Origin of the sequence: Streptomyces sp. NBC_00376, from assembly GCF_036077095.1 — a bacterium.
Lineage (GTDB): Bacteria > Actinomycetota > Actinomycetes > Streptomycetales > Streptomycetaceae > Streptomyces.
The window spans coordinates 6,422,936-6,436,096 of sequence record NZ_CP107960.1 but is presented as its reverse complement, the minus strand read 5'-3'; the positions used below and the strand labels follow the sequence as shown (position 1 = coordinate 6,436,096).

Genomic DNA, 13,161 nt, shown 5'->3' with positions numbered 1-13,161 from the left:
GGCAGTCGGCAAGACCGTATCGCTCACAGCCTGATCACGACGTTGATCAGGATGTAGACGATGATCATCAGAACGAAGAAGGACAGGTCGAGTGCCACGCTCCCGAGACGCAGCGGCGGGATGAACCGCCGCAGAAGCTTGAGCGGTGGATCGGTGACAGTGTAGGTGGCCTCAAGTATGACCACCATCGGCTTGCCGGGCTGCCATGAACGCGCGAACTGGAAGACGTAGTCCATGACCAGCCGGAAGATCAGCACGATGAGGAAACACATCAGCGCGATATAGACAACCTGCAGTGCGACGCCCATTTCGCGCTTCCCTCTCCCCTGGCTCTCGTAGCTCCGGCCTCGCGGCCGGGTTGTTCCCGGTGTCGTGTTCTCAGCTCTGGTTGAAGAATCCGCCCTCAGCGATACGGGCCTTGTCCTCCGCCGTGACATCGACGTTAGCAGGCGACAACAGGAACACCTTCTGCGTCACGCGCTCAATGCTGCCATGGAGACCGAAGACGAGTCCTGCGGCAAAGTCGACAAGTCGCTTTGCGTCCGTATCGTCCATCTCCGTGAGATTCATGATCACCGGAGTGCCCTCACGGAAGTGTTCCCCGATGGTACGGGCCTCGTTGTAGGTCCTGGGGTGCAGCGTGGTGATGCGGTAGGGCTCCCGCTCGGACACGACCTTGGGCATGATCACCGGTGCGTTCTTCTCCATGTTCGGGCGTTCAGGTGTGATGGATGCCACGGGTGCGATCCGGGCGGGTCGCTCTCTCTCCGCCGGGATCTGAACCGGCTCCCGCTGCGCGGGAGGCTGCACCGCTCGCACCGGTTCGTCCCGTTCCCGATCCCGCTCCACCTGATGCGCGGGCTGGTGCCGCCGCCGGTCTCGCTCGGGCTCCGGCTCGGGTTCGAATTCGTCGTCGGGGTCGAACCCCGGACCGTCGTACCCATCGTCCTCCACGAGGCCGAGGTAGACCGCCATCTTGCGCATCGCGCCGGCCATGCTCTGAGTCCTCCGCTCTGTGGTGGATCGGCATCTGTCACCAAGTGCCCCGCGATCCACTGAGGCCTGCCCGCCATAGGCGGGAATGACCATATTTTCTGCTGTGGTCCGACCTGCTTGGCGACGTTACCCGAGCCCGGGTCGGACTCCGAGTACCGCCGTACCGACGCGCACATGTGTCGCTCCGGCCGCAACCGCGTCCTCGAGGTCCGCGCTCATCCCTGCAGAGACCATGTTCGCAGCCGGATGGTTCCCGCGCAGGCGGGATGAGAATTCCATCAGCCGGTCGAAGGCGGCCCGTTGGCGTCCCGCGTACGGTCCGGCGAGCGGCGCGACGGTCATCAGACCACCGAGCCGCAGCCCCGGTGCGGATTCGACCGCGGCGGCCAACTCCTCGATCCCGTCCGGCGCGACGCCGCCCCGGTCGCCCCGCTCGCCGCTCTCCGCGTCGAGCGCCACCTGGATGAGGCAGCCGAGTTCGCGCCCTTCGCGCTCGGCGGCCGCCGAGAGGGCCGTGACCAGTCTGACCCGGTCCACCGACTGCACGACATCGACATAACTCGCCACAGAACGAACCTTATTCGTCTGCAATTGACCGACAAAGTGCCATGTGAGCGACAGATCCGCACATTCGGCTACTTTGGGTGCCGCGTCCTGGTCACGATTCTCCGCGACATGACGTACACCCAGTTCGTGCAGAATCCGCACATCGCTCGCGGGGTAGGTCTTGGTGACCACGATGAGGGTCACTTCCTCCCGCTCGCGACCGGCGGCGGAGCAGGCGGAAACGATGCGTTCCTCCACCCGCGCCAGGTTATCGGCGAGTTGAGCCTTACGGTCCGTCATGCCCTATCAGTCCAACCAGACATATCCGGCGAGCCGCCCGGTGGTGCGGTCGCGGCGGTACGAGAAGTGATCGCCCGATTCGAGGGTGCAGACCGGCGAGGCCTGCCGGTCCTCGATGCCGAGTGCTTCGAGCTGGGCATGGACCCCGGCGGTGACGTCCACGGCCGGAGTGCCCCAGCTGGTCTCGGACCAGGCGGCCGGGACGCTCTTCGCGACCTCGGCGCGCATCTCGGCCGGGACTTCGTAGCACCGTCCGCAGACCGCGGGCCCGGTGCGGGCGACGATCCGGGAAGGGGCGGCGCCAAGCCCGGTCATGGCCTCGACCACGGCGGGGACGACCCCGGCGACCAGGCCGGGACGGCCCGCGTGCGCCGCAGCCGCGATCCCGGCGACCGGGTCGGCGAGCAGTACGGGGGTGCAGTCGGCGGTGAGCACGGCGAGGGGGAGCCCGCGCCGGGCGGTCACCACCGCGTCCACCGCGGGGATCTGCGAAGCATCCCCCCACGGCCCTTCGACGACCGCGACGTCCCGCCCGTGCACCTGGTTCATCCACACGACCCGCGCCGGGTCCAGGCCGAGGGCCCGGGCGGCGCGTTCGCGATTGGCCAGAACGGCGGCGGGGTCGTCTCCGACCGCGCCGCCGAGGTTGAGCTCCTCGTACGGAGCGGCGCTCACTCCGCCCCACCTGTCGGTGAAGGCGAAGTGCGCGCCGCCCGTCGAGGACAGTGCGTGGTGCTGAGCTATCACTTCAAGAAGTCCGGGACATCCAGCTCTTCGGCCTGCGAGTCCTGGTACGCGGGACGGGCCGGCGGGACGTGCGGCGGCGCGACCGGGGGCAGGTGGCTCTCGCTCACCACCGGTACGGGCTCCGCCTGGACCGGCGGCTCCTCGCGGATGGGCACGGAGCCCAGCCCACCGGCCTGACGCACCGGCTCCGGAGTCCGGACCGGCGCGGCGGGCTCGTCGCGCTTGGCCGAGTTGGCGCCCAGCACGTTCTCGCGACGGGCCGGCGGCTGTCCGCCGTCGAAGCCCGCGGCGATCACGGTGACCCGCACCTCGTCGCCCAGCGCGTCGTCGATGACCGCGCCGAAGATGATGTTCGCCTCGGGGTGCGCCGCCTCGCTCACCAGCTGGGCGGCCTCGTTGATCTCGAAGAGACCGAGGTCGCTGCCGCCGGAGATGGAGAGCAGGACACCGCGGGCGCCGTCGATGGACGCCTCCAGGAGCGGCGAGGAGATCGCCATCTCCGCGGCGGCCACCGCGCGGTCGTCGCCACGGGCCGATCCGATGCCCATGAGTGCCGATCCGGCCTCGGACATGACCGACTTGACGTCGGCGAAGTCGAGGTTGATCAGACCCGGGGTGGTGATGAGGTCGGTGATGCCCTGGACACCCGACAGCAGCACCTGGTCGGCCGACTTGAACGCGTCGAGCACGCTGACCTGGCGGTCCGAGATCGACAGCAGTCGGTCGTTGGGAATGACGATGAGGGTGTCGACCTCTTCGCGGAGTTCGGCGATGCCGTCCTCCGCCTGGTTCGCACGTCGCCGGCCCTCGAAGGTGAACGGGCGGGTGACCACGCCGATCGTCAGGGCGCCGAGCGAGCGCGCGATGTTGGCGACGACGGGTGCGCCGCCGGTGCCGGTGCCGCCGCCTTCTCCGGCGGTGACGAAGACCATGTCGGCCCCCTTGAGGACCTCCTCGATCTCCTCACGGTGGTCCTCTGCCGCCTTGCGACCGACTGCCGGGTTGGCGCCGGCGCCAAGGCCGCGGGTGAGTTCACGACCGACGTCGAGCTTGACGTCGGCGTCGCTCATCAACAGGGCTTGCGCATCAGTGTTGATCGCGATGAACTCGACGCCCTTGAGACCGACCTCGATCATTCGGTTGATGGCATTGACACCACCGCCGCCGACACCGATGACCTTGATGACTGCGAGGTAGTTCTGCGGTGCTGCCACGTCGAAGGCCTCTCGCCTCGAGTTACGTGTCGTCGCTTCGCGGTAGTCCCGCCGCGACGACGGATGCCGATTGGGTCGGTCCGAAACGCCGACCCAAACCCTAACGTTGAAGTTTAGGGTTACCAGTGTGTCTGTTTCATGGACTCTTCCGAACAGGACACTAAGTCGACAAGTGGCGCACGTTCAACGAACACGCCGAACCTCCCGTTTTTCTTTTCACCCTATGTGATCACCCGTAGCGCTGACCAACCAGGGTGCTGGCCAGGCCAAATGTGCGTCAACTGCCCGACACGGAAGGGGCGGTGGGTGCACTCACGTCGAAGTGTCCCGCTTTGGGAGCGGCTTTCATGAGAGCGGTGAGAACTCTCGCCTTCACCGGACCCGCTTCGCCGCTGCCCCAGATCACCGTTCGCCCCCGGGTGAGCCGCAGGGAGATCGAGTCGTACGAGGTGACCCGCACGACCTCGGTGTCCTTGGCGACGCCGCCCGGGAGTTCGCCCGCGACCCGGACCGCTTCCCGCACCAACCGGTCACTGCCGAAACGGCGCAGACTCGCGGACTGATCAGGTTTCAGTTCCAGCAGAGGTACGCGTCCGGGCGATTTGTCCACCGTTGCGAAATGCACGCCTTTCGCGTCCACTTCAATGAACTTCGCGCCCTTTTTGACCAACAGGACCGGCTGTCGTTCTGTCACCTTAAGTCCGATTCCGTGCGGCCATGACCGTACGACATCCACGGAGTCGATACGAGGCAACTTCTGGCGCAATCGATCGGCGATGGCGTCGGTGTCGACGGAGATCAGCGGGGCGCCGATCGGGACCGCCGCGACGGCCTCCACCTCGGCCGGCGTCAGTACGTCGACACCGGTGGTCCTGACCTGTTCGGCCCGGAGCCAGGAGGAGCCGTAGAGCGCCCAGACGACGCCGGAGGCGAGCAGCAGCACGAGGACGCCGGAAACGATCAGCGTTCTGCGGCTGGGCAGTCGGCGCCCTTCGGGGCGCGGACGCGGCGGGCGGGCCGGGGAGCCCTCCTGCTGCGTTGCTCCGCGCTGGGCGGTCGTCGGTCCGGCCACGCTCGCTCCTTATGCCGGGTCCGGGGGCGCCGCCCCCGGACCCGTCCGCCTCACGCGCCTCGGCGTGCGGCAATCGCCTCGTACACCATGCCGACGAGCAGGTCGTCGGCGTCCCGGCGGCCGAACTCGGCGGCGGCGCGGGACATCTCGTACAGCCGGTGCGGATCCGCGAGCACCGGGAGGACGTTGCCCTGCACCCACTCGGGGGTGAGCGCCGCGTCGTCCACCAGCAGACCGCCGCCGGCGTTGACCACCGGTTGGGCGTTGAGCCGCTGTTCGCCGTTGCCGATGGGCAACGGGACGTAGGCGGCGGGGAGCCCGACGGCGGAGAGTTCGGCGACGGTCATCGCGCCGGCGCGGCAGAGCATCATGTCGGCCGCGGCGTACGCGAGATCCATCCGGTCCACGTACGGTACCGGGATATAGGGCGGCATCCCGGGCATGTTGTCGACGCGCGGCAATTCGTTCTTCGGTCCGACCACGTGCAGGATCTGGATACCGGAGCGCTGCAGCAGCGGGGCGACCCGCTGGACCACCTCGTTGAGGTGGCGGGCGCCCTGCGAGCCGCCGGAGACCAGCAGCGTCGGCAGGTTGGGGTCGAGGCCGAACGCGGCACGCGCCTCGGGGCGGACCCGGGCCCGGTCCAGGGTGGCGATGGTGCGGCGCAGCGGGATGCCGATGTAGCGGGCACCGCGCAGCTTGCTGTCGGGGGTGGAGACGGCGACGCCGTGGGCGTACCGCGAACCGATCTTGTTGGCCAGGCCGGGACGGGCGTTGGCCTCGTGGACGACGATCGGCACCCCGGCCCGCTTGGCGGCGAGGTAGCCGGGCAGGGCGACGTAGCCGCCGAAGCCGACGACGCAGTCCGCCTTGGTGCGTTCCAGGATCTGCTCGGCGGCCTTGATGGTGCCGCGCAGCCGTCCCGGGACGGTGATCAGTTCCGGGGTGGGCTTGCGCGGCAGCGGCACGGCCGGGATCAGGGCGAGTTCGTACCCCCGCTCGGGTACGAGCCTGGTCTCGAGTCCGCGCTCCGTGCCGAGGGCAGTGATTCCCACGGTCGGGTCCTGCCTGCGCAGGGCGTCCGCGAGGGCAAGCGCGGGCTCGATGTGGCCGGCGGTCCCCCCGCCGGCGAGTACGACATGCACCGAAATTCACCGCTCTCCGGACGGACGCTTCTTGACGCGCCGTCTCATCGTCTTCCATCTCACCCCGGGCCTCCGCATGGCCAGGGCCGCCTTCGCTGCGGGATCCTCTCGCGCGAACGCGATCAGCAGCCCGACGGCGAACATGGTCGGCAGCAGGGCCGATCCTCCGTAAGAAAACAGCGGGAGCGGGACTCCGGCGATCGGCAGCAGGCCGAGCACCGCACCGATGTTGATCACGGCCTGCACCGTGATCCAGGTGGTCACACCTCCCGCGGCGTACCTCACGAAGGGGTCCTCCGTGCGTCCGGCCACGCGGATACCCGCATAGCCTAGAGCCGCGAAGAGGGCGAGTACCGACAGCGTCCCCGCCAACCCCAGTTCCTCCCCGGTGATGGCGAAGATGAAGTCGGTGTGCGGTTCAGGTAGTTGGCCCCATTTTTCCACACTCGCACCCAGCCCGGAACCGAACCATCCGCCGGACGCCAGAGCATAGATGCCGTGCACCGCCTGCCAGCAGGAGTCCCCCGGTCCGGGCTCGCTGGCGCCGATGCAGGCGAGCCTGGACATCCGGTTCGGACTGGTCTTGATCAGCACGAAGGCGATCAGTGCGGCGAAGCCGAGCACCCCGCCGAAGAGCCGGGTGGGTGCCCCGGCCAGCCAGAGCAGTCCGAACAGGATCGCGGTGAGAATGATCGCAGTTCCCATGTCGCCGCCGAGCATGATCAGCCCGAGGAGCATGAAGGCGACCGGGACGAGCGGGACGAGCAGGTGCTTCCACTGGGTCAGCAGCCGTTTGTCCTGTTTGCGGGCGAGCAGGTCCGCGCCCCACAGGACCAGGGCGAGCTTGCCGAACTCACTGGGCTGGAGCTGGAAGGGGCCGCCCAGGTAGAGCCAGTTCTGGTTGCCGTTGACCGACATCCCTATCCCCGGCACCTGGACCAGCACCATCAGGAAGACGGTGCCCATGAGCAGCGGGTAGGCGAACGCCCGGTGCAGTTTGGCGGGCATCCGGGCGGCGAGCGCCATCAGTGCGGCGCCGATGACGGCGGCCAGGAACTGTTTGCGGAAGAAGTAGGTGCCCGGTTTGTCGAGTTCCAGCGCCTTGATCATCGACGCGGAGTAGACCATCACCAGGCCGAGCACGGTGATCAGCAGGCCGGCGCCCAGGATCAGGTAGTACGCGGTCAGCGGGCGGTCCCAGGCCCGGCGCACCCGCTCGTACATCCCCCGCAGGCCCCCTCGGGGGGAACGGGGCGCGCGGGAGCCGCCGGTGCGCCCCTTGGTGCGGGGCGCCGAGGGGCGCCGGGAGCCTACGGCCGACCGGACCCTGAGGACGGGGCCGAACGGCGCCGTGGCGCCCGCACCCGCTCCCGCGAGCAGGGGTGGGGCGACTGCCCGACTGATCGCCGCGGTGGCCCGTGAGCGGCCCCCACGGGGCCGCGCGGAGCTTTCTTCGGCCGGCATCGTCGCTGTCCCCTCCACTGCTCGTGCGCGGAGGCCGGGCCCGTCAGGCGCTCTCGGCAGCGAGTGCGCGGACGGCGTCCGCGAACGCCTCGCCCCGCTTGTTGTAATTGACGAACATGTCCATCGAGGCACAGGCCGGGGCCATCAGTACGGTGTCTCCCGGCCGGGCGAGCCGTGCCGCCTCGCGGACCGCCTCGGACATCGCCCCAGTGTCGGTCCGGTCGAGGTCGACCACCGGGACCTCGGGGGCGTGTCGCGTGAGGGCTTCCCGGATCAGTTCCCGGTCCCGGCCGATCAGTACGACGCCCCGCAGCCGCCCGGCGGCGCCGGTCACCAGCTCGTCGAAGGTGGCCCCCTTGGCCAGGCCCCCGGCGATCCAGACGATCGGGTCGTAGGCCGCCAGGGATGCTTCGGCGGCATGGGTGTTGGTGGCCTTGGAGTCGTCGACGTACGCGACCTGCGCGACGTTCGCGACGTGCTCGATGCGGTGCGGGTCGGGGCGGAAGGCCCGCAGTCCGTCGCGTACGGCCGCGGGCTCGACGCCGAAGGCGCGGGCCAGGGCCGCGGCCGCGAGGGCGTTGGCGACGTTGTGCGGGGCGGGCGGGTCGATGTCCTTGACCTCGGCGAGCTCCTGGGCCTGCTTCTGCCGGTTCGCCACGAAGGCGCGGTCGACGAGGATGCCGTCGACGACGCCCAGTTGGGACGGGCCCGGGGTGTTCAGGGTGAAGCCGATGGCCCGGCAGCCCTCCTCCACGTCGGCCTCGCGGACCAGGTCCTCGGTCGCCGGGTCGGCCGCGTTGTAGACGCAGGCGACACGGTTGCCCTCGTAGATCCGGCCCTTGTCCGCGACGTACGCGGCCATGGAGCCGTGCCAGTCGAGGTGGTCCGGGGCCAGGTTGAGGACGGCGGCGGAATGGGCGCGCAGCGAGGGCGACCAGTGCAACTGGTAGCTGGACAGCTCGACGGCGAGTACGTCGTACTCCTCGTCGCCGAGGACGGCGTCCAGGAGGGAGACGCCGATGTTGCCGACGGCCGCGGTGCGCAGCCCGGCCGCCTCCAGGATCGAGGCGAGCATCCTCACGGTCGTGGTCTTGCCGTTGGTGCCGGTGACCGCGAGCCAGGGGGCGGCGCCGGGGCCCCGCAGCCGCCAGGCGAGTTCGACGTCGCCCCAGACGGGGACGCCCGCCTCGGCGGCTGCGGTGAAGAGCGGCTTGTCGGGCTTCCAGCCCGGGGTGGTGACGATGAGCTCGGTGGACTCGGGCAGGGTCGCCCCGTCGCCGAGGCGCACGGTGATGCCCTGCGCCTCCAGCTCCGCGGCCTGCGTGCGGGAACGCTCGTCGTCCCCGTCGTTGACCACGGTGACGACGGCCCCGAGGCCGTGCAGCACCTTGGCCGCCGGGATTCCGGAGACTCCGAGTCCCGCGACGGTGACGTGCTTGCCCTGCCAGTCCTGGTCGCTCACTTGTCGGCTGCCCATCCCGCGTAGAAGAGTCCGAGTCCGACGATCACGCACATGCCCTGGATGATCCAGAAGCGGACCACGACAAGGACTTCGGACCACCCCTTGAGTTCGAAGTGGTGCTGGAGCGGCGCCATTCGGAAGACCCGCTTGCCGGTCATCTTGAAGGAACCGACCTGGATGACCACGGACATGGTGATCATCACGAAGAGGCCGCCGAGGATGGCCATCAGGAACTCGGTGCGGGAGCAGATCGCCAGACCGGCGAGGGCGCCGCCGAGGGCGAGCGAGCCGGTGTCGCCCATGAAGATCTTGGCGGGCGAGGTGTTCCACCACAGGAAGCCGAAGCAGGCGCCCATCAACGCAGAGGCGACGACCGCGAGGTCCAGTGGGTCACGTACCTGGAAACAGGCGTTGGGATTGGTCAGGGTTTCCGCGTTGACGCAGGACTCCTGGAACTGCCACAGCCCGATGAAGGTGTACGCGCCGAAGACCATCACCGACGCGCCGGTGGCCAGTCCGTCCAGACCGTCCGTCAGATTCACACCGTTGGACATGGCGAGGATCATGAACAAGGCCCAGACGACGAACAGCACCGGGCCGATCGACCAGCCGAAGTCCGCGACGAACGACAGCTTGGTGGAAGCCGGGGTGTTGCCCTGCTTGTCCGCGAACTGGAGCGAGAGCACCGCGAAGGCGATGCCCACGATCAGCTGGCCCGCCATCTTCGCCTTGGCCCGCAGCCCCAGCGAACGCTGCTTGACGATCTTGATGTAGTCGTCGAGGAAGCCGACGAGGCCCATGCCCGTCATCAGGAAGAGCACCAGCACGCCGGAGAATCGCATCTCCTCGCCGGTGATCAGCTTCGCCGCGATGTACGCGATGATCGTCGCCAGGATGAAGGCAATGCCGCCCATGGTGGGCGTGCCCTTCTTGGACCCGTGGGTACGCGGGCCGTCGTCCCGGATGAACTGCCCGTATCCCTTGCGGGCGAGCAGCTTGATCAGCAGCGGAGTCCCGACCAGGGTCAGGAAGAGCCCGATGGCCCCCGCGAAGAGGATCTGCCTCATCGGCCGGCGACCTCGCCCTCGGACGCGTTCTCCAGCAGTGCCATGGCGACCTGCTCCAGGCCGACCGACCGGGACGCCTTCACCAGCACGACGTCTCCCGGGCGCAGTTCACTGCGCAACAGGTCGACCGCGGCCTGTGCGTCGGACACGTGCACCGACTCCTCACCCCACGAACCCTCGTTGTATGCGCCCAGTTGCAGCCAGGAGGCTTCTCTGCCCCCGACCGCGACGAGCTTGCTGACGTTGAGCCGGACGGCGAGCCGTCCGACCGCGTCGTGCTCGGCGAGCGAGGCGTCGCCGAGCTCGGCCATCTGGCCGAGCACCGCCCACGTACGCCGGCCCTTCCCCATGGCGGCCAGCGCGCGCAGCGCGGCTTTCATGGATTCGGGGTTCGCGTTGTAGGCGTCATTGACGAACGTCACGCCGTCCGGACGCTCGGTGACCTCCATGCGCCAGCGGGAGAGGGTGCCCGCCTCGGAGAGCCCTTCGGCGATCTCGTCTGCGGACAGGCCCAACTCATGGGCGACGGCGGCCGCGGCGAGCGCGTTCGACACGTGGTGCTCACCGTACAGGCGCATGGTCACGTCGCTGCACCCGGTGGGTGTGTGGAGCCGGAAAGCGGGGCGTCCGTCGTCGGTGAGACGGACGTTCTCGCCCCGTACGTCCGCATCCGCGGCTTCGCCGAAGAACAGCACCCGGGCCTTCGTGCGGGAGGACATGGCGCGTACGAGCGGGTCGTCGGCGTTGAGTACGGCGGTGCCGTCCTCGGGCAGCGACTCGACCATCTCGCCCTTGGCCTGGGCGATCTGCTCGCGGCCGCCGAACTCGCCGATGTGGGCGGTGCCCACGTTGAGGACGAGGCCGACACGGGGCGGGACGAGGCCGGTGAGGTAGCGGATGTCCCCGATGTAGCGTGCGCCCATTTCGAGGACGAGATGGCGGGTGTCCTCGGTGGCGCGCAGCGCGGTGAGCGGCAGGCCGATCTCGTTGTTCAGGTTGCCCGCCGGGTAGACGGTGGGCCCCTTGCGTTCGAGCAGCTGGGCGATGAGGTCCTTGGTGGAGGTCTTGCCGGCCGAGCCGGTGAGGGCGACGACGGTGGTGCCGAGGCGGCCCACGACGGTTCGGGCGAGCGCGCCGAGCGCGGCCACGACGTCGTCGACGACGATCGCCGGAACACCGACGGGGCGGGCGGCCAGCACGGCTGCCGCGCCCGCCTCGACGGCGCGCTGCGCATAGTCGTGGCCGTCGACCCGCTCACCGGCGAAGGCGGCGAACAGGCTGCCTTGCTCCACCTCTCGGGAGTCGATGACGACCGGCCCGCTGACTGTTGCTGCCGGATCGGGTATGTCGTGCGACTGCCCGCCGACGATTTCGGCGATCTCGGCGAGGGAAAGGGTGATCACTTGGTCATCCCTGACTGTTGTTCTCGTGGGTGTGGGCGCGGTGGCCGGCGCTCTCGGTGCGCTCGTGCCCCAGGGACCGCTCGATGGCCGCGCGCAGGACCACGCGGTCGTCGAAGGGGCGTACCACGCCATGGATGTCCTGGCCCTGCTCGTGGCCCTTGCCGGCGATCAGCACGGTGTCACCGGGCTGGGCGCGGGCCACCGCGGCGGCGATGGCGGCGGCCCGGTCGGCGTCGACCAGGACGTCGCCCCGCTCGTGGACGGGCACCTCGGCGGCGCCCGCGAGCATGGCGGCGAGGATTCCGAGGGGGTCCTCGGAACGGGGGTTGTCGGAGGTCAGTACGGCGGTGTCGGCGAGGCGGGCGGCCGCCGCGCCCATCGGGCCGCGTTTGGTCGTGTCGCGGTCGCCGCCGCAGCCGAGGACGATGTGCAGCCTGCCCTCGGTGACCGTCCGCAGGGAACGCAGCACGGATTCGACGGCGTCGGTCTTGTGCGCGTAGTCGACGACCGCGAGGTACGGCTGTCCGGCGTCGACGCGCTCCAGCCGGCCGGGGACGCCGGGGACCCCCGCGACGCCGTCGGCCGCGACCTGCGGGTCGATGCCCGCGACGGCGAGCGTGACGATCGCGGCCAGGGTGTTGGCGACGTTGAACGGGCCGGGCAGCGGGGCGCGGGCGGCGATCCGCTCGTCCTTGGGGCCGACGACGGTGAACGTGGAGCCGAGCGGCCCGAGTTCGACGTCCTCGGCGCGCCAGTCGGCGTCCGGGTGGCCCTCGGCGGAGAAGGTGACGACCGGGACGGACGCCTCCGTGATCAGCCTGCGGCCGTACTCGTCGTCGAAGTTGACGACGCCCTGCCGGCTGCGGCCGGGGGTGAAGAGCTGCGCCTTGGCCTGGAAGTAGTCCTCCATCCCGGAGTGGAACTCCATGTGTTCCGGGCTGAGGTTGTTGAAGACCGCGACGTCGAAGACGCAGCCGTCGACCCGGCCGAGCACCAGGGCGTGGCTGGAGACCTCCATGGTCACCGAGTCGACGCCGCGCTCGCGCATGACGGCGAACAGGGCCTGCAGATCGGTGGCTTCGGGGGTGGTGCGCTCGGACTTGATGCGCTCGTCGCCGATCCGCATCTCCACCGTGCCGATGAGCCCGGTGGCCCGCCCGGCGCCGCGGAAGCCGCCCTCGACGAGGTAGGCGGTGGTGGTCTTGCCGGACGTTCCGGTGATGCCGATCTGGAGGAGACCGGTGCCGGGCCGTCCGTAGATCTCCGCGGCGAGCTCGCCCATCCGGCCGCGCGGGTCCTCGGTGACCAGCACCGGAAGTCCGGTGGCGGCGGCGCGCTCGGCGCCCGCCGGGTCGGTGAGGATCGCCGCCGCGCCGAGACCGGCCGCCTGGGCGGCGAAGTCCGCGCCGTGGAAGCGGGCGCCCGGCAGGGCCGCGTAGACGTCGCCGGGACGTACCGCCCGGGAGTCGTGGGTGATGCCGGTGACCTCGCCGGTTCCCGGCGGCTCGGCGCCCAGGCGGGCTGCCAGTTCGCCGAGCGGGGTCGGCCCGATCCGGTCCGGACGGGGCGCTCCCGGGTAGTTCACAGGGGCGGCCTTCTGGGTGGTTTGGGACTGATCAGCGTGGGGCACGGCGGTGAGCGTACCGGGCGAACCCGGCCTCTCGCGAAGTGAGGGGCCGGGGTTCTGGTGGTTCCCGTTCCGGTTCCCGGGATCGGGCGTGATGGTTGTCACTGGATGGTTTCCC

At 69.7% G+C, this 13,161-nt stretch carries 12 protein-coding genes; all 12 read right to left on the bottom strand.

Annotation, left to right across the window (positions count from 1 at the left end; genetic code table 11):
- Nucleotides 1-23: 23 nt before the first annotated feature.
- Complete coding sequence (locus tag OG842_RS29035) at nt 24-308, bottom strand: YggT family protein (RefSeq protein WP_266736718.1); 285 nt, start codon at nt 306-308, stop codon at nt 24-26.
- A gap of 70 nt (nt 309-378) precedes the next feature.
- The gene (locus tag OG842_RS29030; RefSeq protein WP_018104459.1) at nt 379-996 is read right to left on the bottom strand and encodes a cell division protein SepF; all 618 of its coding nucleotides are present in this window, start codon (nt 994-996) and stop codon (nt 379-381) included.
- A gap of 126 nt (nt 997-1,122) precedes the next feature.
- Nucleotides 1,123-1,842, bottom strand: a complete 720-nt coding sequence (locus OG842_RS29025) for a YggS family pyridoxal phosphate-dependent enzyme (RefSeq protein ID WP_266736720.1) — start codon at nt 1,840-1,842, stop codon at nt 1,123-1,125.
- 6 nt (nt 1,843-1,848) lie between these two features.
- A complete protein-coding gene (gene pgeF, locus OG842_RS29020) occupies nt 1,849-2,589 on the bottom strand; it encodes a peptidoglycan editing factor PgeF (protein WP_266736722.1) in 741 nt (246 codons plus the stop codon).
- The gene (gene ftsZ / locus OG842_RS29015; RefSeq protein WP_266736724.1) at nt 2,586-3,803 is read right to left on the bottom strand and encodes a cell division protein FtsZ; all 1,218 of its coding nucleotides are present in this window, start codon (nt 3,801-3,803) and stop codon (nt 2,586-2,588) included. Before ftsZ ends, pgeF begins: the two co-directional genes overlap by 4 nt.
- A gap of 277 nt (nt 3,804-4,080) precedes the next feature.
- Entirely contained in the window at nt 4,081-4,875 is a 795-nt protein-coding gene (locus OG842_RS29010; RefSeq protein WP_266736725.1) for a cell division protein FtsQ/DivIB, read from the bottom strand.
- A gap of 50 nt (nt 4,876-4,925) precedes the next feature.
- Entirely contained in the window at nt 4,926-6,020 is a 1,095-nt protein-coding gene (gene murG / locus OG842_RS29005) for an undecaprenyldiphospho-muramoylpentapeptide beta-N-acetylglucosaminyltransferase (protein ID WP_124718176.1), read from the bottom strand.
- Between the two features lie 6 nt (nt 6,021-6,026).
- Entirely contained in the window at nt 6,027-7,484 is a 1,458-nt protein-coding gene (gene ftsW / locus OG842_RS29000; RefSeq protein WP_266736726.1) for a putative lipid II flippase FtsW, read from the bottom strand.
- A 43-nt stretch (nt 7,485-7,527) separates the two neighbouring features.
- On the bottom strand, nt 7,528-8,961 hold the full coding sequence (gene murD, locus OG842_RS28995) for a UDP-N-acetylmuramoyl-L-alanine--D-glutamate ligase (RefSeq protein WP_266736728.1): 1,434 nt from the start codon (nt 8,959-8,961) through the stop codon (nt 7,528-7,530).
- Nucleotides 8,943-10,013 (bottom strand): phospho-N-acetylmuramoyl-pentapeptide-transferase, encoded by a 1,071-nt coding sequence (gene mraY, locus OG842_RS28990; RefSeq protein ID WP_266736730.1) that lies wholly within the window; start codon nt 10,011-10,013, stop codon nt 8,943-8,945. Before mraY ends, murD begins: the two co-directional genes overlap by 19 nt.
- On the bottom strand, nt 10,010-11,416 hold the full coding sequence (locus tag OG842_RS28985) for a UDP-N-acetylmuramoyl-tripeptide--D-alanyl-D-alanine ligase (RefSeq protein ID WP_266736732.1): 1,407 nt from the start codon (nt 11,414-11,416) through the stop codon (nt 10,010-10,012). Before OG842_RS28985 ends, mraY begins: the two co-directional genes overlap by 4 nt.
- 4 nt (nt 11,417-11,420) lie before the next feature.
- Nucleotides 11,421-13,148, bottom strand: coding sequence for a UDP-N-acetylmuramoyl-L-alanyl-D-glutamate--2,6-diaminopimelate ligase (locus tag OG842_RS28980; protein ID WP_266736733.1), 1,728 nt, complete (start codon nt 13,146-13,148; stop codon nt 11,421-11,423).
- Between the last annotated feature and the right edge of the window lie 13 nt (nt 13,149-13,161).